The organism is Sphingomonas abietis, from assembly GCF_027625475.1.
GTDB classification, from domain to species: Bacteria; Pseudomonadota; Alphaproteobacteria; order Sphingomonadales; family Sphingomonadaceae; genus Solisphingomonas; species Solisphingomonas abietis.
Genome location: NZ_CP115174.1, coordinates 310001 through 336469 on the forward strand (window position 1 = coordinate 310001; position 26469 = coordinate 336469).

At 62.6% G+C, this 26469-nt stretch carries 27 protein-coding genes, 1 tRNA gene and 2 rRNA genes (1 of these 30 running past the window's edge); 16 read left to right on the forward strand and 14 right to left on the reverse strand.

Features of this window, described 5'->3' with window-relative positions; all coding sequences use genetic code 11:
* From PBT88_RS01545 to PBT88_RS01555, 3 genes are all read left to right on the forward strand, one after another.
* Window positions 1–977 (forward strand): 23S ribosomal RNA (locus PBT88_RS01545); it begins 1847 nt to the left of the window's first position.
* Between the two features lie 109 nt (window positions 978–1086).
* A 5S ribosomal RNA gene (gene rrf, locus PBT88_RS01550) occupies window positions 1087–1201 on the forward strand.
* A gap of 64 nt (window positions 1202–1265) precedes the next feature.
* Window positions 1266–1342: transfer RNA gene (locus PBT88_RS01555), tRNA-Met, on the forward strand.
* Here the strand turns inward: PBT88_RS01555 and PBT88_RS01560 are convergent.
* The 6 genes from PBT88_RS01560 to PBT88_RS01585 all read right to left on the reverse strand — a co-directional run bounded on the left by PBT88_RS01560 (window position 1299) and on the right by PBT88_RS01585 (window position 5502).
* Window positions 1299–2981 carry a recombinase family protein gene (locus PBT88_RS01560; RefSeq protein ID WP_270079137.1) on the reverse strand — a complete coding sequence of 561 codons (1683 nt, stop codon included), beginning with the start codon at window positions 2979–2981 and terminating at the stop codon, window positions 1299–1301. The genes PBT88_RS01555 and PBT88_RS01560 overlap by 44 nt on opposite strands.
* A gap of 21 nt (window positions 2982–3002) precedes the next feature.
* Entirely contained in the window at window positions 3003–3389 is a 387-nt protein-coding gene (locus PBT88_RS01565; protein ID WP_270077502.1) for a type II toxin-antitoxin system VapC family toxin, read from the reverse strand.
* Window positions 3383–3598 carry a ribbon-helix-helix protein, CopG family gene (locus tag PBT88_RS01570; protein WP_270077503.1) on the reverse strand — a complete coding sequence of 72 codons (216 nt, stop codon included), beginning with the start codon at window positions 3596–3598 and terminating at the stop codon, window positions 3383–3385. The genes PBT88_RS01565 and PBT88_RS01570 overlap by 7 nt, the downstream gene beginning before the upstream one ends.
* Window positions 3599–3674: 76 nt before the next feature.
* The gene (locus tag PBT88_RS01575) at window positions 3675–3869 is read right to left on the reverse strand and encodes a hypothetical protein (protein WP_270077504.1); all 195 of its coding nucleotides are present in this window, start codon (window positions 3867–3869) and stop codon (window positions 3675–3677) included.
* Complete coding sequence (locus tag PBT88_RS01580) at window positions 3850–4092, reverse strand: helix-turn-helix transcriptional regulator (RefSeq protein WP_270077505.1); 243 nt, start codon at window positions 4090–4092, stop codon at window positions 3850–3852. The genes PBT88_RS01575 and PBT88_RS01580 overlap by 20 nt, the downstream gene beginning before the upstream one ends.
* 381 nt (window positions 4093–4473) lie before the next feature.
* Window positions 4474–5502 (reverse strand): hypothetical protein, encoded by a 1029-nt coding sequence (locus tag PBT88_RS01585; RefSeq protein ID WP_270077506.1) that lies wholly within the window; start codon window positions 5500–5502, stop codon window positions 4474–4476.
* Window positions 5503–6201: 699 nt separating this feature from the next.
* Here PBT88_RS01585 and PBT88_RS01590 point away from each other — a divergent pair.
* On the forward strand, window positions 6202–6819 hold the full coding sequence (locus PBT88_RS01590) for a hypothetical protein (RefSeq protein ID WP_270077507.1): 618 nt from the start codon (window positions 6202–6204) through the stop codon (window positions 6817–6819).
* Window positions 6812–7390, forward strand: coding sequence for an RNA polymerase sigma factor (locus tag PBT88_RS01595; RefSeq protein WP_270077508.1), 579 nt, complete (start codon window positions 6812–6814; stop codon window positions 7388–7390). Before PBT88_RS01590 ends, PBT88_RS01595 begins: the two co-directional genes overlap by 8 nt.
* Before the next feature lie 72 nt (window positions 7391–7462).
* Here PBT88_RS01595 and PBT88_RS01600 read toward each other — a convergent pair whose 3' ends face one another.
* On the reverse strand, window positions 7463–7720 hold the full coding sequence (locus tag PBT88_RS01600; protein ID WP_270077509.1) for a conjugal transfer protein TraD: 258 nt from the start codon (window positions 7718–7720) through the stop codon (window positions 7463–7465).
* Between the two features lie 13 nt (window positions 7721–7733).
* A complete protein-coding gene (locus PBT88_RS01605) occupies window positions 7734–8060 on the reverse strand; it encodes a conjugal transfer protein TraD (RefSeq protein ID WP_270077510.1) in 327 nt (108 codons plus the stop codon).
* A gap of 171 nt (window positions 8061–8231) precedes the next feature.
* Here PBT88_RS01605 and traA point away from each other — a divergent pair, with 171 nt between their 5' ends.
* The 6 genes from traA (at window position 8232) to PBT88_RS01635 (ending at window position 16197) form a co-directional block, all read left to right on the forward strand.
* Complete coding sequence (gene traA, locus PBT88_RS01610) at window positions 8232–11231, forward strand: Ti-type conjugative transfer relaxase TraA (protein WP_270079138.1); 3000 nt, start codon at window positions 8232–8234, stop codon at window positions 11229–11231.
* A gap of 11 nt (window positions 11232–11242) precedes the next feature.
* A complete protein-coding gene (locus PBT88_RS01615) occupies window positions 11243–11764 on the forward strand; it encodes a hypothetical protein (protein WP_270077511.1) in 522 nt (173 codons plus the stop codon).
* 86 nt (window positions 11765–11850) lie between these two features.
* Window positions 11851–12246 carry an endonuclease domain-containing protein gene (locus PBT88_RS01620; RefSeq protein WP_270077512.1) on the forward strand — a complete coding sequence of 132 codons (396 nt, stop codon included), beginning with the start codon at window positions 11851–11853 and terminating at the stop codon, window positions 12244–12246.
* A gap of 882 nt (window positions 12247–13128) precedes the next feature.
* On the forward strand, window positions 13129–13323 hold the full coding sequence (locus PBT88_RS01625; RefSeq protein ID WP_270077513.1) for a hypothetical protein: 195 nt from the start codon (window positions 13129–13131) through the stop codon (window positions 13321–13323).
* 1004 nt (window positions 13324–14327) lie between these two features.
* Window positions 14328–15509, forward strand: a complete 1182-nt coding sequence (locus PBT88_RS01630) for an IS256 family transposase (RefSeq protein WP_270077161.1) — start codon at window positions 14328–14330, stop codon at window positions 15507–15509.
* Complete coding sequence (locus PBT88_RS01635) at window positions 15502–16197, forward strand: hypothetical protein (protein ID WP_270077514.1); 696 nt, start codon at window positions 15502–15504, stop codon at window positions 16195–16197. The genes PBT88_RS01630 and PBT88_RS01635 overlap by 8 nt, the downstream gene beginning before the upstream one ends.
* A gap of 195 nt (window positions 16198–16392) precedes the next feature.
* On the opposite strand, the gene PBT88_RS01640 is transcribed toward PBT88_RS01635, so the two are convergent.
* The 3 genes from PBT88_RS01640 to bla all read right to left on the reverse strand — a co-directional run bounded on the left by PBT88_RS01640 (window position 16393) and on the right by bla (window position 19864).
* On the reverse strand, window positions 16393–17763 hold the full coding sequence (locus PBT88_RS01640) for a M1 family aminopeptidase (protein WP_270077515.1): 1371 nt from the start codon (window positions 17761–17763) through the stop codon (window positions 16393–16395).
* Window positions 17764–17882: 119 nt separating this feature from the next.
* Complete coding sequence (locus tag PBT88_RS01645) at window positions 17883–18755, reverse strand: alpha/beta hydrolase (protein ID WP_270077516.1); 873 nt, start codon at window positions 18753–18755, stop codon at window positions 17883–17885.
* 227 nt (window positions 18756–18982) lie between these two features.
* Window positions 18983–19864, reverse strand: coding sequence for a subclass B3 metallo-beta-lactamase (gene bla, locus PBT88_RS01650; protein ID WP_270077517.1), 882 nt, complete (start codon window positions 19862–19864; stop codon window positions 18983–18985).
* A 102-nt stretch (window positions 19865–19966) separates the two neighbouring features.
* Here bla and PBT88_RS01655 point away from each other — a divergent pair, with 102 nt between their 5' ends.
* From PBT88_RS01655 to PBT88_RS01665, 3 genes are read left to right on the forward strand one after another with little or no spacing between them, the layout of a single operon-like run.
* Entirely contained in the window at window positions 19967–20872 is a 906-nt protein-coding gene (locus tag PBT88_RS01655; protein WP_270077518.1) for a LysR family transcriptional regulator, read from the forward strand.
* 32 nt (window positions 20873–20904) lie between these two features.
* Window positions 20905–21696 carry a GIN domain-containing protein gene (locus tag PBT88_RS01660; RefSeq protein WP_270077519.1) on the forward strand — a complete coding sequence of 264 codons (792 nt, stop codon included), beginning with the start codon at window positions 20905–20907 and terminating at the stop codon, window positions 21694–21696.
* Window positions 21697–21728: 32 nt separating this feature from the next.
* A complete protein-coding gene (locus PBT88_RS01665) occupies window positions 21729–22538 on the forward strand; it encodes a DUF5694 domain-containing protein (RefSeq protein ID WP_270077520.1) in 810 nt (269 codons plus the stop codon).
* 211 nt (window positions 22539–22749) lie between these two features.
* On the opposite strand, the gene PBT88_RS01670 is transcribed toward PBT88_RS01665, so the two are convergent.
* Complete coding sequence (locus tag PBT88_RS01670) at window positions 22750–23205, reverse strand: MarR family winged helix-turn-helix transcriptional regulator (protein ID WP_270077521.1); 456 nt, start codon at window positions 23203–23205, stop codon at window positions 22750–22752.
* Between the two features lie 95 nt (window positions 23206–23300).
* Here PBT88_RS01670 and PBT88_RS01675 point away from each other — a divergent pair, with 95 nt between their 5' ends.
* Window positions 23301–24047, forward strand: a complete 747-nt coding sequence (locus PBT88_RS01675) for an SDR family NAD(P)-dependent oxidoreductase (protein ID WP_270077522.1) — start codon at window positions 23301–23303, stop codon at window positions 24045–24047.
* Window positions 24048–24270: 223 nt separating this feature from the next.
* Here PBT88_RS01675 and PBT88_RS01680 read toward each other — a convergent pair whose 3' ends face one another.
* Complete coding sequence (locus PBT88_RS01680; RefSeq protein WP_270077523.1) at window positions 24271–24846, reverse strand: NADPH-dependent F420 reductase; 576 nt, start codon at window positions 24844–24846, stop codon at window positions 24271–24273.
* Between the two features lie 99 nt (window positions 24847–24945).
* Window positions 24946–25659, reverse strand: a complete 714-nt coding sequence (gene bdcA, locus PBT88_RS01685) for an SDR family oxidoreductase (RefSeq protein WP_270077524.1) — start codon at window positions 25657–25659, stop codon at window positions 24946–24948.
* Between the two features lie 194 nt (window positions 25660–25853).
* Here bdcA and PBT88_RS01690 point away from each other — a divergent pair, with 194 nt between their 5' ends.
* Window positions 25854–26351 carry a TetR/AcrR family transcriptional regulator gene (locus PBT88_RS01690; RefSeq protein ID WP_326521560.1) on the forward strand — a complete coding sequence of 166 codons (498 nt, stop codon included), beginning with the start codon at window positions 25854–25856 and terminating at the stop codon, window positions 26349–26351.
* Window positions 26352–26469: the final 118 nt, after the last annotated feature.

A 26469-nucleotide genomic window follows, 5' to 3' on the forward strand; every position in this document is an offset into this window, starting at 1 on the left:
CCGTAACTATAACGGTCCTAAGGTAGCGAAATTCCTTGTCGGGTAAGTTCCGACCTGCACGAATGGCGTAACGACTTCCCCACTGTCTCCAGCACATGCTCAGCGAAATTGAATTCTCCGTGAAGATGCGGAGTACCCGCGGTTAGACGGAAAGACCCCGTGCACCTTTACTGCAGCTTCAGAGTGGCATTAGGAAAGAACTGTGTAGCATAGGTGGGAGGCTTTGAAGCATCGGCGCCAGCCGGTGTGGAGCCATAGGTGAAATACCACCCTGTTGTTTTCTGATGTCTAACCTGCGCCCATGAAACTGGGCGAGGGACCCTCTGTGGCGGGTAGTTTGACTGGGGCGGTCGCCTCCTAAAGAGTAACGGAGGCGCGCGATGGTTGGCTCAGGCCGGTTGGAAACCGGCTGTTAGAGTGCAATGGCATAAGCCAGCCTGACTGCGAGACTGACAAGTCGAGCAGAGACGAAAGTCGGTCATAGTGATCCGGTGGTCCCTCGTGGAAGGGCCATCGCTCAACGGATAAAAGGTACGCCGGGGATAACAGGCTGATAACCCCCAAGAGCTCATATCGACGGGGTTGTTTGGCACCTCGATGTCGGCTCATCACATCCTGGGGCTGGAGCAGGTCCCAAGGGTTTGGCTGTTCGCCAATTAAAGTGGTACGTGAGCTGGGTTCAGAACGTCGCGAGACAGTTTGGTCCCTATCTGCCGTGGGCGTCGAAATTTGAGAGGAGTTGACCCTAGTACGAGAGGACCGGGTTGAACGTACCTCTGGTGGACCTGTCGTGGCGCCAGCCGCGCAGCAGGGTAGCTATGTACGGACGGGATAACCGCTGAAAGCATCTAAGCGGGAAGCCTCCCTCGAGATAAGATTTCATAGAGCCGTGAAAGACCATCACGTTGATAGATCGGATGTGGAAGTGGGGTAACCCATGGAGCTAACCGATACTAATTGCTCTATTCGCGCTTGAGAGTTCCACACCGCCAACCTCAAGGTTGAACGGAACAGGATATCCTCAGCATCGTAACCGTTACAAAACCAACATCGATTTCTACCCAATAGGTTACGCGGATCAGGTAGCTTGGTGGCCATAGCGTCTGTGACCCACCCGATCCCATCCCGAACTCGGCCGTGAAACCGGAGTGCGCCAATGGTACTATCGCTCAAGCGATGGAAGAGTAGGGCGCCGCCAGGCTTCCCCATCCGCGTAACTCACAAAAACCCATTCACATACCCTGCATATAAGCAGGACCATTTGGCGCGGGGTGGAGCAGCCCGGTAGCTCGTCAGGCTCATAACCTGAAGGTCACAGGTTCAAATCCTGTCCCCGCAACCACCGAAACCGACACTCCCGAGGCGAAAGCCCCGGGAGTGTTGTCGTTTTCAGACCGTTCGCGCCGCTCGACCCACTCGAGAATGGCGCCGAACTCGCCGTGCAGCGTCGCGTTGACGGCACCCCGCTTCGGTCCCGGTGTCAGCGTCACTTTCTCGATGAGGCTACGGATGGCGTCTGCCGCTTCGTCGCGTTCGGCCGGATGGTTCAGCGCTTCCGCCAGCCGCTCGACCTTCCGCCGGTAGATCTCGGCGATGTTGGGGTGGATGTCGGGTGTGTCGACCGGCGCTGCGTCCATTCTCGCGCGGATCGCATCCTCCTGCGCCTCGAGCGCGAGCAGCTTGTCGACCAGCGCACGCGAGCCGAGGCCCTGTTCTGCCATCGATACCAGGCCCTCGATAGCTTTGACGACCTGGGCGAGCTCGGCCTTGTTGGTCGCGCTGGCCGCCCGTCGCGCGTGATTGAGCCGGTTGGTCTCCTCGACATAGGCGCGTACCGCTTCCGCCGCGATCTCGGGCGCCATCAGTTTGTCGCGCAGGCCGTCGAGCACACGTGCTTCGATGACCTCGCGCGCGATGGTGCGGTTGTTGTCGCAGGAGCGCGTGTCGATGTGGTTGGAGCAGGCAAAGCGGCCCTGGCCACGTAGCGAGAAGGAGCCGCCGCAGCAGCCACACACCAGCAGGCCGGATAGCAGCGATCGCGGGCGATGCGTGCCGTTGAGACGGTTGGCAGCACGGGTCGCTTCGATGGTGGTCGAGTATTTGACGGCGATACTGTCCTGGCGTGCCTTGGCGGCTTGCCAAAGCGCGTCGTCGACGATGCGCAGTTCAGGGACCTCGGTCGTGACCCAGGCGGTTTGCGGATTGATCCGCGACACGCGTTTACCGGTACGCGGGTCCTTCACATAGCGCTGCCGATTCCAGACCAGCCGGCCGATGTAGAGTTCGTTGTTGAGGAAGCCGGTGCCGCGTGTCGCATGGCCGCGGATCGTCGTCCCCGTCCAGAGCTTGCCGCCAGGGCCAGGGATGCCATCCGCATTGAGACGCTGAGCGATGATGCGGGGGCTGAGCCCATTGGCGAAGTCGCGGAAGACGCGGCGGACGATGGTGGCTTCGATCTCGTTGATCGAGCGCTCGCCGCGCACCGGCTCGCCGTCGCTACCGAGGCGTTTGACTACGTCATAGCCATAGCAGAGCCCGCCGCCGGCCTTGCCCTTCTCGACGCGGCCGCGCAGCCCGCGGTGTGTCTTCTTGGCGAGATCTTTCAGGAACAGCGCGTTCATCGTCCCCTTGAGCCCGACGTGCAGTTCGCTGATCTCGCCCTCGGCGAGGGTGACGATCTGGACGCCGGCAAACTGGAGATGCTTATACAGGGTCGCGACATCAGCCTGGTCGCGGGAGACGCGATCGAGCGCTTCGGCGATCACCACATCAAACTTCCTGGCTTGCGCGTCCTGCAGAAGGCTCTGGATGCCGGGGCGGAGCGTCACGCTCGATCCTGAGACTGCCGCGTCCTTATACATGCCGACCACCTGCAAGTCATCTCGCGCCGCCTGCTCTCGACAGATCCGGAGCTGGTCCTCGATGGACGAGGCGCTCTGCTGGTCGGAAGAATAGCGGGCATACAAGGCAACGCGCGTCATGGCCTGTCTCCTCTTGTTCAATCAAATAGGCGATACCGAGCCCCAAATAGCGTAGGGTTCACGTATCCCCGGATCGTCGGTCGGAAAATCCTTCGTGTTACGTGTTACCAGGATCCGTCCCGCGACCTGAGCTGTCGCCCAGATTATCGCATCCGGAAGCTTGATGCGATGAGAGCGACGAAGCGAAACAGCGCGCTCGGCAATGTCATTGTCCAGCTCGACGACCGCAAACCCATCGAGAAAGCGACGAGTGGGCTCAACCAATTCGGCGCCGGCCCCGACCATCACCTCCATCCAGGTGACGATACTGATTGCCGGGTCGCCGTAGCGCGCGATCTCCTTCCGAGCCTGCGGGATCGCGTTCAGGTGGTCGATCAGGATATTAGTGTCGAACAGCGCCCCTACCATTCGCCACGCACCTGTTCCTGATATGCCAATCCGTCCAACTCGCGCTCACCCCACAAACCAAAGCCATCCTCGACCTGCTGGTGGCGATGGCGCGCGAGATAATCATCGATCGCCGCACGAATGAGGGAAGCGCGGGAGCGGCGTTTACGCCGCGCCAGGACATCGAGGGCTTCGACCTGGCTGTCACTCATATCGACAAGGGCGCGCATATTCCTCTCCGCATGATATGCGGTATGCATATCATGACGCCGCGTGCCTTGGAAGCGGATCGCAGCTCGCGATGCATTATCTGGACTGGCTATCATTATCGTTGGCCGCGATCCGTTCTTCGAACGCGTCGCGCGCCATCTGGCGTCCGAGCAGGCGGGCGATGCGCTTGAGCGCCGCATCGACCTTGGCCGACACAATGGGCGGCGCGAGGTTGTCGTTAGCAGCGGCCAGCGAAGCGGGGTAGGGCGCCTTATCTTTCTCCATGGCCATCCGCCTCGTGCTGATCGTCGGTGTCGTTGCTGGCCCGATAGGCAGGAGGATTAGCAATCCATCGATTGACAGCAGACTCGTGCCAGCCGGCACCATGAATGCTGATCTGCATGTTCGAAGGAAATGTGCCCTCTCGCATCTTGCGATAGATCGTCGTTCGCGACAGCCCGGTGCGAGCGATCACGGTGGTCATGCGGATGATGCGGTCTACCTGGCCCGACATGGCTATTCCTACCAAGAGCGAGTGAACAGCCCAATAGGATGGCGATGTCGAGCGAACGCGCAAGAGCGCCAAAAATGGCGCCATGCGCCAGAGTCGGCAGAAAGGTACTTGCTGACGGCTGGAGAGGGTCAAAACGTAGGCTATCGTAGGCAAAATAAATTTCTGCAGATTGCCTATGGCGCCATGAATGGCGCCATAGGGTTTGTGTCTTCAGAACGAATCGGTGATTGACGATTGCGCTACTCGCCAATCACGCGGGCCGGCGGTCAATGGTGGATAATGTTCGGTCCGCTTTTGGGAATTGAAAACCCGAAGCCGCCCATCCGCTTTTCGAGGTGAGTGTCCTCGCGAAGAGGCTCGACGCCAGCTTTCACCATTACTCTATAGCTCAGCTACGCCACCCACCTTATCCCAGTCGCAGTATGCGACGAGAAATGCTCGCGCTATTATGTCTGCCTTACACAGATCAATCACCGTGGGTCCGTGATGAAGCCACCTATGCAATTCTTTGGGATTGGTCCTACCGGGATGGCTCAAGCTACTTGATCTGAACTTATACAACGCTTTTGCCTCCTCCCTTGTGTCGTTTGATATCCCGATCACAGCCGCCACCATGTCAATTGACGGCAGCGTATTCTGCAAACCGATCATTCGCAGACTTGTTGATGCTTCTCGGACAGCCTTGGGTTTATTTGCACGGTTTGGAAGCTCGGCAAGAAACTCCTCGATGAATTTATTTTCGGCCTGCTTGATCTGATCCGCCTTGTAGGATTTCACCTTAATCATCACTCCCGTCACGATCGCTTCCATGCAGAGAGCATAATGCTGCAGGACCGATCGCTGGAGTGGCTTGGAGCCCGGCGTGTCTTGAAGCTGCCACGCGGTCAGTAGATGTAGATAGGCGTTGTCTGCAGTCTCATCGCTTTCGACGCGATCGTAGAGTGTCAGTGCCCGCGCTCTATCACCATCGCCAAGTGGTTCGGGATCGGAAAGAGATGTGATGCCGATCGTTTGCGACCACGCCGATTTTTCTTGATTTTCTCCGACGTGCCGGATTTTCCGAAACTCGGCGTGATAGCGCCCCCCCGGCACGGCGAGCGATAGGCTCGCCAGCAACCGGTTCGCTATCTCGCGCGCATGTTCGCCGGCTTCTTCCTCACCAACGTCGGGAACGTCTATTTGAAGTCGATACCGGCTCTGCACAACGTCTCGCGGAGGGTAGCGCACGACGTAGCTATCAGATGTCATTTTTGCGCTTGGCGCGGGCGTAGCTTCACCCTTGCTCCGGTTGAAATCATCTTCAGACATGGGTGCAATAAAAATGCCCTGTCTTAGCATTAGCTCCGCTGTTGGCAGCTTCGGACCAGCGATAGTCCACCAGGTCTGCCACTTCGGCTTCACGCTTTTCATTAATCCACGCAATCCTGTTGGGCATCCGCGAGCATAGCTCCCGGCTGTGGCTCAGGGCTAGCGTGTATGTCGCTTCCTTTCATGTCTGCAATCGAGATCAGCGCTGGATGACCGGAATGGCAAGGTCTGGGGCGGAAGCCGACCGGCAGCTCTGTCGCGCCGAATATGCATGGGCCGGGCATGCGGTGGCGATGGGCCTGTGTACCGCGCCTCCCTTATTGTCAAAGCGCTTGATGACGTTGAGCGCGGCAAAACAGCTCGCCTTCATGACGCAGTAGGAACGGCGCGTAGGCGCGCGTAGACCCCAGTTCTATGCGCCCAATCTGGGAAGCGCCTCATTATGTTTCCGAGCCGCCTGGATGCGAATGTCCGCCCCGCGGAATGCGACGGCAATACCCGGTGGATGAGTGTGAGGTGGGTGAGCTCTTTCCAGGGAGCTGCGCCTCTGATAAACTAGCTAAGCGCTGCGCAAAAGGCGGCGCCGGGACTGCTAATCCTGCCCAGAGAACCAACTCGGAAAACAAGTTTTCCGGGATGCCGTCGTGTATGTCCAAGCCCTTCGGGGCCAAAGGCGGCGGCGCATGTCTCTGGCATGTTAGCAGTTCCGGCGGCTCCCGCGCCCAGTGCGCGGGAGTTCGGGACCGTGCCGCATCTGCCTGACACTTCCGCTTCATCCGCCGATGCGGACCGGAGGTGCATATGGTTACGCACGCTTCCATGCCTACACGCCGGGCTCTGCTCGGCGCGCTCACTGCAACGCCTGTCGCCACCCTCGCAGTCACACCGATCCGATCACCGTGGCTCGATACCCTGGCGCCGCTCTACGAAGCTTACGATGACGTGCCGGTATCTCTCGTCCGCACGAGAGCGGGACGTCGCCTGAGCCTCGCTCGATATCGAACGGCCCGGGTGTTCTTCCCTCGCGACCCGTTCCCGACTTCGGGTGGCTGGCATGACTTCCTCTATTACGCCGGCATCACCGCCCAGCTCGGCCTCTCGGCTCATCTGCTTGACGTCGGTTTCCCCGACGCGTGGTGCGCGCGCCACATCGGCCTGCGCGTCGCGAAGTCGCTCGCCTATGCCAACGCGACGGGCTTTGGACACGATTGTCCTGACATGAGCCGACTGGCGTCGGTGCTCACCCCCTACTGGATATGGAACCGGCCCGTTCTACTCGGTGACCCGTCGCCTGACGATGGCGGCTTTGCGCACGAGCGGGTCGCCGCGTTGCTGCACGCCCTGCTCAATCATGTCGGCGCGGTTACCGGTCACCAGGACTGCTCCCGCCGACAAAGGAAGGAGCCGCGCGATGCCTGATGCAGCGAAACAACTGCGTCTGCCCGAAGCTCCTGAACCGCGACCGCTAGCAACGCTCGAAATCGTCTTCCGCGATCAGCGACGCGGACTCCACCGCTATTTCAGACGGAAGCTTGGTGACGACGGTGCAGCCGACCTCGTGCAGGATGCGTTTGCGCGGGCCATGGCTGCACCCCAATTTGCGTCGGTCGACAATCCAGCCGCCTATATCTGGCGCATCGCGCATAATCTGATGGCGGATCATGGCCGGCGAAGGAAGACGGGGCTGCTTGATTGCCTCAATCTCGACGATCAACCCGATCCCGTCGCGCCACCCGAACAGGCGTGGCGGATCGAAGCCGAGGAGTTGCTCGGGCACATTGTCAGCGGGCTGCCGAAACGAGCCCGTGAAGCGTTTCTCATGCGCTGCGGTCAGGGTCTGAGTTATCGTCAGATCAGCGAACGACTTGGCATCAGCGTGAAGGGCGTCGAATATCATTTAGCGCATGCCCGACGGCGGTGTCGTCGTGTTCTCGCTTTGCTGGAATCAGACACGCCACTCAAGCGCCTCGCGGATCGGCAAAAACGTTAACGCGGCTGCGGATCCGTAGCGAAGCATGGCGGCAATTCCGGACCTTCGTTCGATCGTGCCGGGCGACGATCGTTAGTCCCGGTCGCCCGGGAGAACGACGGACGCACCGCTGCCATGCCGCTCGCCTTCGCTTTCGAACGCACGCCTGCCGCGTCGCCGCCATAGCTGAAGCGCGACATCGCTATCGTCTCCGCGTAACCGCGCAGCGACATCGAGCAACGCTCCGTAGAGTATTGCGCGGTCGTCACCGGTGAGATCGAGCAGCCCCGCCTTCACGACGAGGCCGCCAAGCTCGATCAGGTGGCGCGTGCGATCACGTCGTCTCGCCATCCAGTCGCGCACGTCACTGCGTGCCTTGACCGCCTGAAGCCGGTTGCGCGCCGCCAACAGCTTCCGGGCTGCTGCCTGCACCCGGATCAGTTCCAGCCGCGGCGCCTGTTGACCGCCCTCGAAAGAAGGCGGTCCCGCGTCGCGCCCATGCCTCCCGCTTTGCGATCTCTTTCGTTTCGGTGACGGCGACGAGCGCACCGGCCAGTTCATCGGGACTGAGGGCGTCGGCTCCCGTCAGTATGACAAGCTCACCCAGCTGTTGAACCTTCCGCGCCTTGAGGCTGCGTGCCTTGTCTTTGAGCGCTTTCAGTTCTCTGTCGAAGTCTCGGGGTTTGCGCATCGAGCGTCTCCATTGAATGTCGAAGCATCTATGGTAGAAGAGCGGCGCAGCGGATGCAGCAGAGCTGTCGATACAATATGGTACGGCCTGGTCCCTTCGGAGAATTTTTCGAGAAGGGCGCGCTTATACGTCGTGCCGACGTCGCTTTGGAAGTGTAGATGGATGGTCGCTATGGCGATCTACCACTTCTCGGCGAAGATGATCTCGCGGGCCAATGGCTCCAGCGCCTTGGCGGCGGCCGCCTATCGCTCGGCCGCACGGCTGCACGACCAGCGGCTCGATCGCCATCACGACTTCTCGAACAAGGCTGGCGTCGTTCATTCCGAGGTAATGCTGCCGGACGGCGTGCCGGCGGAGTTGGCCGACCGCGAGAAGCTGTGGAATGCGATCGAGGCAGTCGAGGTTCGCAAGGACGCACAGCTCGCCCGAGAGATCGAGTTCGCCATTCCGCGCGAGCTCGATCAGGCGGAAGGCATCCGTCTCGCCCGCGAGTTCGCGCAGGCCGAGTTTGTTGACAAGGGGATGATCGCCGATCTCAATGTCCATTGGGATATCGGCGCCGACGGCCTGGCGAAGCCGCACGCCCATGTGATGCTGACTACGCGATCGGTAGACGAGGACGGGTTCGGCCCCAAGGTCCGCGACTGGAATGCGACCGCGCTGCTCGAGCAATGGCGCGAGCGCTGGGCCGGACACGTCAATGCGCGCCTTGCCGAACTCGATATCGACGCGCGCGTCGATCATCGCTCGCTCGAAGCACAAGGAATCGACCTCGAGCCGCAGCACAAGATCGGGCCCGCGGCGTCGCGGATGGCCGGGCAGGGGCTGGAATCCGAGCGCCTCGCCGAGCATGTCGAGATCGCGCGGAGCAATGGCGAGAAGATCATCGCCAATCCCGGTATCGCGCTCGATGCGATCACGAGGCAACAGGCGACCTTCACCACTCGCGATCTGGCGATGTTCGTGCATCGCCACAGCGAGGGAAAGGAGCAGTACGACCGGCTGATCGCGGCGGTGCGCGCGTCGCCAGATCTCGTCGGGCTCGGCAACGACGGGCGCGGCGAAGAGCGTTTCACCAGCAGGGATATGATCGAGACCGAGCAGCGTCTGGAGCGTGCGACGACGGCGATGGCAGAGCGGTCGCGGCACGGCGTCGGCGAGTTGGAGCGAAGCGCCGCGCTGGCCCGTGCCGCACAGCGCGGCATGATCCTGTCGGCCGAGCAGCGCGATGCTTTCGAACATGTCACCGAGGCCAAAGGTCTCGGTGTCGTGATCGGCTATGCCGGCACCGGCAAGTCGGCGATGCTGGGTGTTGCCCGCGACGCCTGGGAGACAGCCGGCTACCGTGTCACCGGCCTCGCGCTGTCGGGCATCGCCGCCGAGAATCTGGAGAGTGGATCCGGCATCGCATCGCGCACGGTCGCGAGCATGGAGCATCAGTGGGGGCAGGGCAGGGAGTTGCTCACGCGCCAGGACGTGCTCGTCGTCGACGAGGCGGGTATGATCGGCTCGCGCCAGATGGAGCGCATCGTCCGCGAAGCCGAGAAGCGCGGCGCCAAGCTGGTGCTGGTCGGGGATCCTGAACAGCTCCAGGCGATCGAAGCGGGGGCCGCGTTCCGCTCCGTCGCAGAAAGGCATGGCGGCGTTGAGATCATGGAAGTCCGCCGGCAGCGCGAGGACTGGCAGCGTGATGCCACGCGCCATCTTGCCACCGGTCGGACGGCGCAAGCGATCCAAGCCTATGACGAGGCTGGTCACGTCCATGCTGCCGAGACGCGCGAGGCGGCACGCGCCGCGCTGATCGATCGTTGGGATGCAGCCCGCAAGGCCGAGCCGGAGCAAAGCCGGATGATCCTGACCCACACCCGCGACGAGGTCGCCGAGCTCAACACGCTCGCCCGCGACCGTCTGCGCCAGGGACATGAGCTGGGCATCGAATATCGGCACGCGACCGAGCGCGGTGATCGCCTTTTCGCCAGCGGCGACCGGATCATGTTCTTGGCGAACGAGCGCAGCCTCGGCGTGAAGAACGGATCGCTCGGTACGATCGAGAGCGTCAGCCCGACCCGCATGGCGGTGCTGATGGACGACGGACGTTCGGTCGCCTTCGACGTCAAGGACTATGCCGATATCGATCACGGATACGCCGCCACCATCCACAAGTCCCAGGGCGTCACCGTCGATCGCACGCACGTGCTGGCAACACCGGGCCTCGACCGGCACGCGACCTACGTCGCGTTGTCACGGCATCGCGACAGCGTCGAGCTTCACTATGGCCGCGACGACTTTGCCAACGAGCAGAGGCTCGTCCGCACGCTGTCGCGCGAGCGAGCCAAGGACATGGTCTCCGACCACCAGATGCCGGCACCGACGCCCGATCAGCCATGCAATCCCGTTGCGGGCATCAAGCCGCGCGATCGGACGCCCGTGCCTACGCCGGAGACAAGCGCTCCTCGCCACCCGTTCGCCGGTCTGCAGATACGGCCGGAGATGTTGGACCCGAAGCCGGAGCGCGCACGCCCGCGGGGCATCTTCGATGGCATCAGGATCGATCCCAGGATCGTCGAGGACCGGTCCCCGCTCGACCGCGCCGTGGAGCGCTATGCGCAGGCGCGCCAGGAAAGCGTGCGACATATGGCCCGCGGGTCGGTCGAACCGGAACCGCAGAAGAAGGTGAGGATGGCGGCAGCCAGGCTGCTGAAGGAGATCCAGCCCGACGCCGCCCGCGATCTCGAAGCGGCGCTTGCGGCGCAGCCTGCTCTCGCCGCGGAGGCAGCAGCCGGCCGCACGGCGGCGGCGCTGCGCGCCATGCAGGCGGAGACGGAGCTGCGAACCAATCCCGAGCTCCGGGCCGATCGCTTCGTCCAGACATGGCAGCAGCTTCGTGCCAGGCGGGAGAAGCTCGGAGGGTGGCAGCATGCCGAGGAGAGGGATGCCACCGACCGGCGGCTCAGCGGCATGGCCAAAGCCGTCGAAAAGGATCCGGCGATGGGAAGCGCTCTCGTCAAGCGCGCCGGACAATTGGGCCTCGGCCGCCAGTGGTCGCCCGAATGGTCGGCGCACAGCATCGACGGCGGGATGGGCCGCGAACTGTCCGAGCAAATCCGCGCTCGCACGGTCGGTGTGGCGCTTGCCGGAATGCTTGGGCGGGAACGAGGGATCGGTTTGTGAGGCGAGCTGGAATGACCGACATTGTGAAGGATATCGTACGTCTGCCGACGCCCGATATCCTTCACACTCTCGGTCGTTTAGTCCGTCCGCCCGTTATCCTGAAACCGGTCATTGACGCGCAGCGCAGCGATCCATCATGTGAGCGGATGAAAGTCTGCCTTCCGATGCTGGCCTTGCTCGTATGCTCGGGATGCTCGGATGCCTGCCAGAACACGGTCTCATCGAGGAGCCTTGCACCCGATGGTGCGTTGGCGGCCGTCTTATTTCAGCGAGACTGCGGTGCGACTACCGGTTTTTCGACGCAAATTTCGATATTGCGGCCTGACGACCAACCAACAGGCAGTGGCAACACGTTCATCGCCGATGACGATCATGGTGCCGCCCGCGTCGGAAGCTGGGAAGGATCGTGGGCGGAAGCAAAGTGGCTAGCCCCCGGTCATTTGCTCATTCGCTACGCCGCCAAATCGAGGCTCTTCAAGCGGAACGACAGCGTTTCCGGCGTAAAGATCACCTATCAAATGGTCCGCAGTTAACGCCCAGCCGCGGACGTCGCGTGAAGCCCTCTCCCGCTTTCGCGGGAGAGGGTTGGGTGAGGGTCTTCTTCTGTTAAACTGAGGCGATGGGGCCGGTTCGTCGTCAGATCAGCGGTCATGCCGCGCGTCTCAGACGCGATGCGACCGATTGCGAACAGCGTCTCTGGCGGGTGCTGCGCAATCGCGGATTGTCCGGCATGAAGTTCCGCCGACAGGCGACACTTGGCCACTATATCGTTGATTTTCTTTGCATAGAAGCAAGGCTCGTTGTCGAATTGGATGGTGGTCAACACCGTCCGGAAGCCGATGCGCGACGGACGCGATGGATCGAAGCCGAGGGCTATCGGGTGCTGCGTTTCTGGAATGGGGATGTCGTCGAAAATCTCGACGGCGTGGTCGATGCCATCCTGAACGACATCGAGAAGAAGAAGACCCTCACCCAACCCTCTCCCGCAAAGGCGGGAGAGGGCTCAAGCCAATGACCGCTGTCCACCAATCCTTGCCCTTCCCGAGTCGGAAACCCAATCTCCGTCAATGGAGGTGCGCCTACATTATACCGCGCTGAATGTTGCTGATCATAGGCCCCCGAACGCCAAACATCGCGCCTATCTCATCGGCGGAGATTAATCGACGTCGACCTCAAGGGCCTCGTCTACAATGAGGTTCATATGTGACGACCAGACGAGATAAGGTCGTGCCCGATCAAGGGTCTAAGGGGAGCCGCCGGACGTCGGCAAGACGACGCTCGCCATTCATGGTTGACGCCGATTCGATTTTCATGGCTACATCCCGTTAGGGATCGCAGAATCCCCACAGACGTCCCCGCCAAGGAGCATGAAGCTTTTATCGGCCGGAGTATGTCTGTGAGTATCGCGATCATTGCCAGCATCATCGGAGCGACCCTTCGCCCTCTATGGCCGCACCTTGCCGACATCATTCGGGCGGTGAAGGGCAAGTGAGGCGCATGAGACATCCGCCCTGAACGTCATGGATCGTCTGAGCGACGGTTCAACTCACGCCGCTTGATGCTTGATGTCCCATTCGGAAACCGCACGAATGATCGCGGGAAGGCGAATGATGACAATCGATACCCAACCCCCTGAAGCGGCCAACGCTGATATGATACTGGCGTGCGCCATTGACGAACCCTTTCGGTGTTCCACACCTTTCGGTGTCGCACGTCGGGCGCACCGCCGTTGAGCCCCGGATGTAAGAGATCGGGCGCGCTTTCAAGTCAGACGGGCATCATAGCTTCCGGCAACGAGACATAGGTTACTGCCGGACGGTTCCGGTTTTGAAACGCTTGACCCCACACGGATGTTGGCCTTTTGTTCACGATAGGAGCGGCACGTAGGAAACGGACAATGAAGCACGATTTTGAACTGCGAGAGGCGGCGCAGCGGATCTATTGCAACCGTAATCTGGAACCCGATTCGAGCTTTGAGCGGGCAGAGAGAAAGCGCGACCCGGACTATCTCGGGGCGATCGACGCCGCGCTGGAGATGCGTCGGGCGTTCTGGGATTTTGATATCAAGTCGCGCCAGCTTCCCCTGCTTTAGGTGGGCAACCGCAACTTCCGTCTGATCTTCGATTTCGCACGGGGCAGGGCAATGACCCGGATCGATTGCCAAGGCTGTAAGCGCAGCGTGACGATCTCAGGCTTGGATGCCGCAAAGCTCTTTGGGCCGGTCGCTGTGAAAGATGCGGAACAGCGGTGCCGATGTAGCGTCTGTAAACACAGGGGAGCACGCATCTTCCCGGTGCCGGAGTGACCACCATGGATGATCCAAAGCCGATCGCTGAGATGACGGATGATGAGATCAGGCGTGAGTTTCAGACAATCGATCTCGATCCGTCCGTGCCCGACGAGCGAGGGGATACACTATGTCAAGCGATGACTGACCGTAAGATCGACATGTAAACATAGATCATAGGTTGCGACGAACCGAGTGGAACGCCTGTCTCACGTCATCGCCGCTGATGCCTCGCTGCGGATCGCAAGGTATGCTGGTGCTCTTGACGGTACGTAGGCACCAAGAGACAAGCGAATACTGATAAGTGCCTAGGGGCTTCCGATGCCAAAGATGACACCGCGATTTGGTATCGCGACCGTAGCGGCGTTGATCGTCACATGGACCGCACCCGCGAACTCCGAAACAGCCGTTCCGCTGGCCGCAGACCCCCTTACGGCCATAATACATACTGCCGATGTTGAGCGTTTTGCGAAGGTCTTCGCCGCGAGTAACGGGCGGCCGACCGCAGATCAGCTACAAAAGGGATACTTAGATCCTGGTTCATATGGCGTTCGTGTCTTTACGCCGGACCGCATCATCGACGCCCGTCACCTGGCGGCTACAATCGCCTTGGATCCGTCCAAGTACCAACGGGCTATAAGCGAGTGCCTTCCACGCCTTGGTCAGGCTGAAGCGGATTTGGTTGTGTAACGCGAGGTCTGGAAATTCGATCGGGTCGTAATCGGTAAGCTGGTGCCGGGGCATGCCCCGGCACCGGCTGCCCATCTTCTACATTCCATGGAGTTGCGAAACACCCGTGGAGAGAGCGAATGGACAGCAGGCATGATAAGGCGATCGAGGCGGTTCTGGAACAGCTGATCGAACACGGCCCCGAGGGCATCGCGACCGTGTTCGCACGCACCTTCGAGATGGCGATGCGGATCGAGCGCGAGCGCTTCCTCGGTGCAGGGCACTACGAACGCACGACCGACCGACGGGGCTATGCCAACGGCTACAAGTCGAAGCGGATCGATACCCCGGCGGGCACAGTAGAGGTGGCAGTTCCCAAGACCGCCGGCCACGGCGCTGAGCCCTTCTTTCCTCAATCGCTGGAGCGCGGCTGCCGCTCGGTGCGCGCAGTCATGCTGGCGGTGGCCGAGATGTACGTGAAGGGCGTCTCTACCCGTCAGGCCGAGGCGGTGCTGCGCGAGTTCGGGATCGAAGGTCTTTCCTCCTCGCAGGTCAGTCGCGCCGCGGCCCTGCTCGACGACGAACTGGAAGCGTGGCGCACTCGTCCGCTCGGCGAGATCCGCTACCTGATCCTTGACGCCCGGTACGAGAAGACGCGCGCAGGCGGCGTCGTTCGCGACGCAGCCGTCCTCTCGGCGATCGGCATCGGCCCAGACGAGCGGCGCCGGGTGCTCGGCGTCAGCGTCGCGCTGTCGGAAGCCGAGGTCCACTGGCGTGCCTTCCTCGACGGCTTGGTCGCGCGCGGCATGCGCGGCGTTGAATTCATTGTCTCCGACGATCACGCCGGCCTGCGCGCCGCTCGCCGAGCCGTACTCGGCGCCGCCACCTGGCAGCGATGCCAGTTTCACCTGGCCGCCAACGCCATCCATCACGCACCCAATACCGCCATCCGCGGGCGCATCGGAACCGAGCTGCGCGGCGTCTGGAACGCCAACTCGCTTCCAAAGGCCCAGGCCGCGCTCGACGAGCTCGTCGCCAACTACCGCGACACCGCGCCCGCCTTGGCCACATGGCTGGAAAACAGCGTTCCCGAGGGGCTCGCCGTCTTCAACCTGCCAGAGCATCACCGTCGGCGCCTGCGCACATCCAACCCCATCGAGCGCGCTGTGCAGCAGGAACTCAAACGCCGGACCGTCAAGGTTCGCGTCTTCCCCAACGACCAGGCACTCCTACGCCTCGTCTCTGCCGTTCTCGTCGAGATCGACGAAACATGGGCCTCCGACAATAAGGGCTACATCAAGTGGGAATGCCGAGATGCGTGATCACGCACCCGTCAATTTCCAGACGTCAGGTTGCGCAATCGCGGATTTACATGCGATCTATTTGGCACTCCACGGATTGCTCCCTGACGAACCGCTTCCGCAAATCTATGTTGTTATGGGTGCCGGCAATTCCGGCGGCACGGCGGGGCCGGGCGCTCAAGTTCTGGGCTTGGAAGTGCTCTGCTCGGTAGACCCGGACGCCGCAGGTTTCGAGCGCTCGCTCCGCCGTTTTTTCGGCCATGAAACCGTCCACACCTTTCAGCACGATCCGAAAAATGCAGACCGGTCGCCGCTTCTGGCGGAAGCCCTCACTGAGGGCTCGGCCGATTTCATTGCAGCGTTGGTGACAGGCCAGACACCAGAGCCTGCTCGTGCCGCCTGGGCCCAACCTCGCGAGGCTGAACTTTGGAGGATGTTCCGTGCGGATATCTTGGTCGCCGGCCCCGATGCAGCTAAGCGCTCGCCGTCGGCCGCAAGCGCCGCTACTCACAGATGGGTAGAGAACTACGGTTCAGCGCCGCCCGGTTGGCCATATGAGGTTGGCTACTGGATCGGGATGCGCGTGTGGCAGAGCTACTATGACGCAGCTGTCGATAAACATGCTGCTATACGGGACATGCTGACGTGGGACGATCCTGAACTCGTGCTCAAGAAAAGCCGTTACGCGGGCGGCAGCCCAGCCCCTTAGGATGTTGCGCAAGGGTTCGCTTTTGCACCGACGGCCGACCGGCTCTCAGATCAAAGGCTTGGTTGATGCAAAAGCCGTTGTGCAATGTCGGCTTCCCAAGGGGCGTCCCCGAAACCTGCCTGTCTCGAATCCACCAATGTCGGTCGTAGACCGGCTCCGCGGGCGTTCCTAATCGGAGACGGTCAGCTTTTCTCTTCATTGAGGGTTCGGAGATGCTCCGCGCGCAGAAAAACGCTTGGCGGGATTGGAAACCTCAGCGAACACCCATTGCGCAAAAAGCGTGCGTAGGTCCCTGCTGCTGGCGGTCTCCATCGCGCGCTCGAGATCGATGCTGGTTACCGTGCCGCCGGCGTGCGTGCGCGTGTAGCGGCGCAGGCCTGCCCAGAAGGCCTGTTCGCCTAGAGTGCGGCGCAGCTCGTCCATGAACAGCGCGCCCTTGCTGTATTGTACGGCGCGGCGAAGGCCGAGGCTGGGATATTGCCCATCCCAGATCAGCGGCTTGTCGAACCCTTTTGCCCGAGCCTTATCTAACCGCGCCCGGGCGACATCGAGTTCGGCGTCATAGGCTGCTCGGCCGTAGCGATGCTCTTTCCAGGCGGCGGTCATGAAGGTCGTGATGCCCTCGTTGAGCCAGAAATCGCGCAGCGTCGCGCAGGTGACGAGATTGCCCCACCATTGGTGAGTGAGTTCATGTATGATCGCCCAGTCGTCCGCGGGACCGCCGGGCGTTGTGGGGAGCGCGTCCTTGCCGAGCACCGAATAGGTCGCGGCTTCCTGTGCTTCGTCGCCCTTGACGAGCAACTGGGTGTAGCGGGTGACGGGGAGCGCTACGCCCGTCTTGGCCTCAAGGAAACGGACCATCTCGCCCGTTTCGGCGAAACGCCGCTGCAGTTCGGCTGCATCAGCCACGTCGCTGAGGGCGGATAGCCGGGCCGATCCGGCGTGATCTTCTGCATGCGCGAAATGGCCCACCGCGAAGCCATAGAGATAGGACGAATAGGGGCGGGGGGCTCGCCAGTCCTGGATCTCGCTTCCATCGGGGCCTGCGCGTCGGGATATCCGTTTGCCAACCGACAGCGCATCCATCCCGGCGTTAATGCGCAACGCGAGGGCGAAGACGGCCTTGTCGCCGAACGCATTTTGGACGCAGACCATCCAGTCGCAGGCAAAATAGCTTGTGTAGAGCGCGGAGCCCGAACGGGCGAAACCGCGCGCTGGCTTGCCATGATAGCTGAGGTCCAATCGGACTTTGTGGCCAGCTCGGAGTGGCGCTGGAAGATCGAAGCTCAAACCATCGCCTTGTGCCGTCACGGTGACGGAATTGCCGTTCAGACGAGCGGCGTCGATGCTCAACGCGTTGGCAGAAAAGCGAAGCTGGCGCACACCGTCTCGGGTCGCGCGCAGCGTGATGATCTCACGCCCGGCAACAGTCGCGTTCTGGATGTCCGGCGTGAGCGCGAGGCGGTAGCGGGTTACATCAAAGCCGTCGCCGGGTGCGATCCCGGCCCATGCGGGGACTGCCGCCAGAACCGCGGCGAGTCCGGTCGCAATCAGGAATGAGCGCATGAAGGCTCCTCTCGGGTTCGGCCGATCTGCGGCCGGCCGCCGGCGCGGCGGATGCCGGCTTCTCGTCCGCCATCCGCCACTCTGTCCAGCCTGTCGGACCAGCCCGACACCGTTACCCGTTATCGATCCGCCGCCATCATGCCGATGCCGTGCAGCCATTGCTCCACGAGCTGCGGCCAGTGCCCGATCGGCAGCGTCGGCTTGCGAAGTCCGAAGGCGTGACCGCCCTGCGCGTACAGATGCATCTCAGTGGGCACGCCTGCCTTCTGCAGCGCGACGTAATAGGCGAGCGATTGCTCGACGCCATCGACATGATCGTCCTCGGCTTGCAGCAGGAAAGTCGGCGGAGTGTCGTGCGTCACATGGATGTCAGGGCGCAGCCCAAGGTCCGTCTCGTTGCGGGTGGTCCGGTCCTCATCCTCGTGAACCCACAGGTGGCCGGGATAGACGGCGATTGCGAAATCCGGGCGGCAGCTGATGCGGTCGGCGGCATCCACGGGGCGATAGGTTCGACGCGTGAAATGGGTGCTGACCGCGGCGACCAAATGCCCGCCTGCCGAGAAACCGATGACGCCGATCCGATGCGGATCGACGTGGTAGCGGGCCGCACGCTCGCGGACGAGGCCGATCGTTCGCTGGGCATCCTGCAATGCGGTCTGCACCCTCGGATAATAGCGATGCCCGTCGACCAGCGTCGGCCCCGAATTGGGCACGCGATATTTGAGCAGCACGCAGGTGGTGCCGGCCGAAGTGAGCCAGGAACAGATCTCGGTGCCTTCCAGATCCATGGCGAGCACCTGATAGCCGCCCCCGGGAAAGACGATGACTGCCGCGCCGCTATCATGCCCCCTGGGCTTATAGACCGTCATGGTCGGCCGGCTGACATGCGCGACCTTGGCCCACCATGTTTCCCCCGGCACGGGGCCGAGCGTCTCCTGTCGGGGATGCGAGAGGGCGTCAGGGGCGGCACCGGGCCAGATCGGTTCCTGCACGGCTCCATCGGACGGTTGCCAGGTTGAGGGATGAGGGACGGGGCTAGGCATGGCATGTACCGGGCCCGCCAAGCCAGCGCATGCTATGGTCGTCATGCAGATCAGCCGCATGATAATCGAGGCGATACGGCTTACCCGCGGGATCGGCGGCCGACGGGGCGGGGCCGCGCGCCCTGAGCCGACGATCTCGTCGGGCTGTGGTCGAAGATGCCGGAGAAGCGCGCCCATCATGATTTCGCCGCTTTCGACGCGTGCGCGAGAGCATGCTCGAAGGCCGCTTGAGACGTGGCAACCAACCGGCGCAGCGCGTCGGGATCCAGGAAAGCATCGGCATCGCCCGCCTCGTGGCGCACCTCTCGTTCGAGCACACCCGCCATCTCGGGATGGCTGGTCAGCAGGATGTCGGGGTGCATCCGGGCCAGTTTCGCAAAGGTCGTGCGATAATCGCGAACCACGGCAGGGTAAGCGTGATTGCCGACTAGGATATTCCCCGCGACGGTGATGCTGCCCAGGAACAGGATCTGGTGCGGCACGCCATGCTCCCGGATCGTCATGCTCCAGCTCGTGCACCCCGGCGTATGCCCGGGCGTGAGATGCGCGGTCAGCGCGACGTTGCCCCAATGGATCGTCTGTCCGTCTGCGACGACGCCAACGACCCTGACCGGGCCGAACCGTCGCACCCCATAATCGGTGTCGCCGCGCGGCGTGCCATGCTCGAGCGCCCAGCGGTCCCCGGCGCTGGCCAGCAGGCGCGCACCGCTATCCCGCTGGATCCGGGCAAACGCGCCGACATGGTCGTCATGGGCATGGTCGCTGATGAGCAGCCGGACCGAATGGAGCGGCACGCCGAGGCTTTCGATATTCCGTTCGATCAGCGGCGCATTGCTGGCGAGCGTTCCGTCCAGCAGGATCGCGCCGCTGCGTGTTCGGATGAGATAGGCGGCGAGCCCCTTGGTGCCGACATAATAGACGGGACCCGCGATATGGAAGGGCTTGACCGGGCTCCACCATTCGGGTGGATCGGTCGCACGCGCAGGCGATGGAGCAATCGCTGCCGCCGCAGCGAGAGTCGCCACTATTCCCATATGAAACTTATGGTGGATCCTCATGCCGATCGCCTCCAGAATCGCTACGCAAGGCAAGTTGACGGCCAAATCGATGCGGCGCAAAAGATCAAAATTGGGCTGAAGCATGAGAAAAACTGGGGATAGATGGCGCGTGCTCCTCTGCCTTTGAATGCGCTACGCGCCTTTGAGGCGGCGGCGCGCCATTTGTCCTTCACCCGGGCAGCGGATGAGCTGTGCGTGACGCAGGCCGCGGTCAGCCACCAGATCAAGGCGCTCGAAGTTCGGCTTGGTTTCGCGCTGTTCCGCCGGTCCAACCGCGGCCTGAAGCTGACCGACGAAGGGGTCGGGCTTGCTCCCACGCTGTTCGAGGCGTTCGGCGCCATCGATCATCTCTTTGAGCGCTTCGAATCCGGCGGGGTCCAGGAGGTGCTAACTGTTAGCGCGGTGGGGACCTTCGTGGTGGGAGCGCTGCTCGAGCGGTTGCCGGCATTCCGCCGGGCTCATCCCGGGATCGACCTGCGGTTGCTGACGAACAACAACAAGGTCGACCTGATCGGCGAAGGATTGGATTGCGCGATCCGGTTCGGCGACGGTGCGTGGCATGGGATGGAAGCGGAGATGATCTGCACCGCCCCGCTCACCCCTTTATGCGCGCCGGCACTCGCCCGCATGCTACGCGATCCGGGCGATCTGGTGCGGGCGCCGCTGCTGCGCTCCTACCGGCCGCAGGATTGGCCCGCCTGGTTTCGAGCTGCCGGGCTGGAGCAGTGGGCAGTGCGTGGTCCGCTGTTCGATTCCTCGCTCATCATGGTCCAGGCCGCGATGCTGGGGGAGGGCGTCGCGCTCGCGCCGCATGGGCTGTTCCGGCGTGAGATCCAAGGCGGCCAGATTGTCCGGCCATTCTCGATCGAGGCCGACGTCGATGGCTATTGGCTAACGCGTCTGAAGTCGCGCCCTCAGAGCAGCGCGATGCGGGTGTTCGGCCAGTGGCTTGCGGAGGAGTTCGCCGGCGGGCTGGTCGGCCAAACGGATGTCGCCCATCCCGGCTGAGCGGTGCGTGCCCCATCTGCGATAAGCACGGCTTGACATTCTTCGTGATGCACTGTGCTATATCACCAACTCAGTTGGAGATGCTGGTGCCCGGTGCGATGCTTGCCTTGGCGATGGGAGCCGCGATCGCCGAACGGCGGCTTGAAGTCGACGCGTTCCATGCGATCGAGATCAGGACACGGGCGACGGCGGAGATCCGCCAGGCACCTGTGTCCAGCGTGGTAGTTTCAGGAGACCCGCGTCTGGTGCAATGCGTCGGCGCCCGGATAATGAATGGCCGGCTCGTGATCGGCTTGCCGGGGCCAGGGTTCGGCGACCGGTCGTCGACACCAGCGGGCGGCTATATCGTCGTCACGGGACGCCGCGCATGTCCTCGCGTGGGCGATGTGCAGCGTCTGCGCATCCAGATAGCGGCCCCGCTGGTGGACGATGTCGTCATTCGGGAACACGACATCGTGAAGGTCTCGCCGATGGTCGTGCCGGCGTTCGCGGCGCGCATCACCGGGCTCGGAGAAGTCGCGATCGACGGTCTGCGCGCAAGCAGCACGAGCCTGTCCGTACCTGGCATGGGGCGGATCGTCGTCTCCGGCACGTTGGGGCAACTCAAGATCGCCATTTCCGGCGAGGGAAGCGTAGACGCCCGTGGCGCCGAGGCACGCGCGCTGGAACTGTCGATCGGCGGGCGTGGCGATGTTGTAGCGATCGTCAACGGCCCCGCCATCGGCAGCGTGGCCGGGCGCGGCACGGTCGCCATAGGGGGCCGTCCGACCTGCGCCATTCGCAAACTCGGGACGGGACGGATCACCTGCCCGGCAGCCATGTGAAAAGGAGACGGCGTATGAAGACATGCCTAGCTATGGTGGCGCTGGCTCTGGGCGTGCCGGCCTGGGCGACAGCGCCCAAGCCTGCGTTGATGATCGTCGGCATGCCGCATCTGGCCAATCCCGGACGCGATATCGCCAACACCAAGGTGGAGAATATCCTCACGCCGCAGCGCCAGCGCGAAATCGAGCAGCTTGTCGATCGGCTTGCCACCTTTCGCCCGACACATGTCGCGGTGGAATGGCCGGCTGGAGAGCAGGCGAAACTCGATCAGCGCTATGACGACTATCGCGCTGGCCGGCGTACCCTCGATAGCAACGAGACGGACCAGATCGGTCTGCGCCTCGCCGCCAAGCTGGGTTTGCCGCGAGTCGATGCGGTCGATTGGAACGACGACGCACCCGGGAAAGACGCGGATTATGACTTTCCGGCTTGGCTAAAGGCACATGGTCGGGGCGAGGAGTGGACGACCTATCAAGCAACGGCGCAACGGCAAGCCGACGCGGAAGGGGCTTTTCAACGCTGCCATCCGCTCGCGGACTGGGTGCGCAAGTTCAACGACAAGGCGGGATTGGACGAGATGGCTCGCCCCTATTTCGAGATTGCGACTTTTGGGGACGATGCGAACAATCCCGGCGCTGCCTGGGTAGGGGCATGGTATGCGCGGAACCTGCGCATCTATGACCATCTTCTGCGCATCGGCGGTGCACCGGGGCAGCGCACGGTCGCGATCTTCGGAGCAGGGCATGGGCCGATGCTGCGAAGCGATGCCGTCGAGTCCGGCCGTTTTACTCTTGCCGATGTTGTCAGCTACCTTCCGCCTCTGAGCGAAGCGGCCTGCTGAGGAAAATCCCCCGATCGCCCATGATTCAGCCCTTCAGCAACGCGCCATTCCCGGTCATAAACGTGCGTCGCGGCCGGTCCTAATTACCGCCAGTCCGCTTCGCGCGGGTTGGAGTATCGTCCGCCGCGACGGAATGGCCGCGCCTGGTGGTTTTCTTCCCGTCGGCTCTTGGCAAACAAGACGGCTATAGCTGCCAGACCGCTTTATCCGTCTACGTTGGTATTAGTCGTGGAGATGCTGACTCCAATGCTAGGAGCACTCGCACAGCCGCCTGTCCGTCGCGTGCACTAATCCCCTTCAAGAGCTCGCTGCGAAGTGCGTCGAGCGCCCGTTCCAATTTTATGGCAAGCTCATGGCCTGCTGCAGTCAGATGCAGCGTTTTGGCGCGCGCATCATTTGCATCAGCTCGTCGAAGCAGCAAACCGTCATTCTCAAGCTGCAATACCGACCGTGCAATGGCCGCCGGATCGATCGCAGCTTCTTCGGCCACGTCCCGTTGTCGTACACCGTCGCCCAACCGTGCAATCACAAGCAGCGGGGCGGCGGCAGAGAGCGATAGGCCCAATCGCGAGAGCGCCACGCCCGCCGCTTGCTGCCATGCCCGGCCCGCCGGCAGCACCATCCACGTGAGGGCCAGCGCCCAATTATCTGTGCCTTTGATCGACATGCTATTGTTGACTCGTCATCTAATACCTACCTGCGGCCGTGCTTGGAACGGGCGAATTGCCACGACCCGATCCCCGGAAGAAGGAGAATGATACGGTGAGCAGACTCGACGGCAAGGTGGCCATCATTACCGGTGCGGCGCAAGGAATGGGCGCATCGCATGCGAGACGCTTCGTTGCGGAAGGCGCGAAGGTCGTGCTGACAGATATCAATGCCGACGGCGGTAACGCGCTCGCTAAGGAACTGGGCGAAAGCGCGCTGTTCATTCGTCACGATGTCACTAGTTTCGATGGCTGGACCGATGTCGTCGCGCAGGCGGAAGCAAAGTTCGGGCCGGTCACGATCTTGGTCAACAACGCCGGTGTGCTGGGGCCGATCGCCAAGACCGCCGATATCTCCGAAGCCGATTACTTGAAGGTCTGCGCGATCAACCAGACCGCAGTGTTCCTGGGCATGAAGGCGGTGATCCCCTCGATGCTGAAGGCGAAGATCGGCTCGATTGTTAACATTTCGTCCATTGCCGGCATGGCCGCGAATTACGGTTTCCCCAGCGTGGCCTATGTTGGCAGCAAGTTCGCGGTGCGCGGTATGAGCAAGGCCACGGCCATCGAATACGGCCCCAACAATATTCGCACCAACTCCGTCCACCCCGGCTTCATCAACACCCCGATGATGGTCGAAGGCACGGATGAGAACGGCGGCGAGGCCCTCAAGCAGATTCCCCTCGGCCGCCTTGCAGAGGCTAGCGAGGTCACGAACCTCGTGTTGTTCTTGGCATCAGACGAGGCCTCCTACATTACCGGCACCGAGCATCTGGTCGATGCTGGGATGCTCGCACAATAAGCTGCAAAAGCTGTCCGCCGCGAAACACCAGCCTGGCCGGGCTTCGCGGCGGAATGTTCCATCAATACCGCCGACCCCAGCTACATGGCGGAGCGGCACGTTCAGACGCGAACGTCGTAATCTGGGGTCTGGTGGACAACGGTTTGGCAGGTTCCGGCAGGCAGACGGCGATAGATGCCGTCCCGAAAGGATGGTTGATCGGGAAAGGCGACGGAAGGTGGTCCTACCTTGTCGTAAGCGGTTTCGCCTTGGCTAGGTTCGCGACCAGCTCGGCGCGGGTCTGATGTTCGTGAGCATGCCATGCCGGTTGACCGGGGCCGCTACGCCAGGACGCGCTTAGCGGGCTGTTGTCGGCCGTATCGAAGCCGAACTGGTCATATAGCCGCGTCACCAGCTCGACCGCCTCGGGATAGTCGCTCGACACCGATAATGCGTGCCTGTCCGGCGTACCGGACGGCTTCGCAGAGAGGAACAGGCGCGGCGCCTGTATATGCGTGAACGCCTTTGCGACCTTCGAAGTGGGGAGCTGTTCCTGCCGCAGCTCGTGCTCGGTCTTTTCACCGGCATCGATCACGGCGTAACGTCCGTCGCGCCAAGGCATGTAGTTGTTGGTGTCGAGCACGATCTTCCCCGCCAGTTGCTCGACGGGCATGTCGCTGACGAGCTTTAGGGGGACCGCCACCACGACGAAATCCCCCGCCTCGGCTGCTTCGGCAGGGCGCGCGGCGCGGGCCAATGGCCCGAGTTCCGCGACCAGCCCGGCCAAGGTCTCCGGGCCGCGCGAGTTGGCGATGACCACCCGGTAGCCGTTCGCGACGGCGGCGCGCGCGCGATCTGACCGCCGACCTCGCCCGCGCCGATGATGCCGATGGTGGTCATTGCCGTCCGCTCCACAAAGTCAGGCGCCGAACGCGCCATCGATGGTGTGCATCGCGCCGGTGACGAAGCCCGCCTCGGGGCCGGCGAGCCACGCCACCATGCCGGCGACCTCCTCGGGCCGGCCATGACGCTTGATCGCCATGAAGCCGTGCAGCAAATCCTTCATCGGGCCGTTGGCAGGGTTCGCGTCGGTGTCGATGGGTCCAGGCTGGACGACGTTGACCGTAATCCCGCGCTGACCGAAGTCGCGGGCGAGGCCGCGCGCGAGGCCCTGAAGCGCCGACTTGCTGAGCGCGTAGGACGCCATGCCTGGCACGGGCATCCGATCGCCGTTGACCGAGCCGATGACAATAATGCGGCCGCCCTCGGGCATTTGGCGGGCTGCCTCGACGGCAGCATGATAGGGCGCGTGGACGTTGATCCGAAACAGCCGGTCAACCGCGTCTGGGTCCTGCTCCAGCGCGTCGCCGAACAGCGCGACGCCGGCGTTGACCACCAGCACGTCGAGCGGGCCACTATCCCTCACGCGGGCGATTACCGCGTCGCGGTCCGCGCTGTCCGTCTCGACGGCGCTGCTGCCCATCTCGGCTGCCAGCGCCTCGGCCGCGTCGCGCGAGCCGGAATAGGTGAAGGTTACGGTTGCACCATCCGCCGCGAAGCGACGCACGATTGCCGCCCCGATCCCCCGGCTACCGCCAAGTACCAGAACGGACTTGCCATCGAACGCACCCATCGGACACTCCTTGATCCATAACTTACGACGCGCTACATAAATAGGAAGAGCGGCTCGTCAAGGTATTTGTAGTGGAATATACAGAAAAGCGCCGGGCGCGCGGCCGTCCCCGCCAATTCGACCCGGACGCGGCTGTCGCAACCGCCCAGCGCCTGTTCCACGCCCACGGCTACGATGCCGTCAGCGTTGCCGAATTGACCCAGGCAATCGGGATCAACCCGCCGAGCTTCTACACCGCATTCGGCAGCAAAGCCGGCCTCTACAGTCGCATCCTCGATCGCTATGCCGGCGAGGGCGCGATCCCGTTGCACGGTCTGCTCGACCCCGATCGCCCAGTTGCCGACTGTCTCGCGGCGGTGCTGGAGGAGGCGGCCCGGCGCTATGCGGCCGATCCGGGAGCGGCGGGCTGCCTCGTGATCGAGGGCGCGCGCTGCACCGATGCTGAAGCAAAGGACGCTGCCGGCGTCTTCCTTGCGGCTGCGGAAGGAGCGATCCGGGCCTTCGTCGCCGCTCGTCATCCCGACCAGGCCGAACGTCTGACCGACTACATGAGCACGGTCATGGCCGGCCTATCCGCCAGCGCCCGTAACGGACACGATCTTGATCGCCTGCTTGGAACGGCCCGGCTCGCCGGGTTCGCTCTTGCACCGGTGATTGCGCCTGATCGAGCAAGCTCGGGCACCCTCCCGTAAACGAACCTACAACGGGACAGCCGGACAAGACAGGGATCGCGCGGCGTGTCGCGATCTGCTGAAGGGCCGCAATTGGGCGCTTCCTTCCGCTCCGGCCTTCTCGCCAACGATGCTTGGG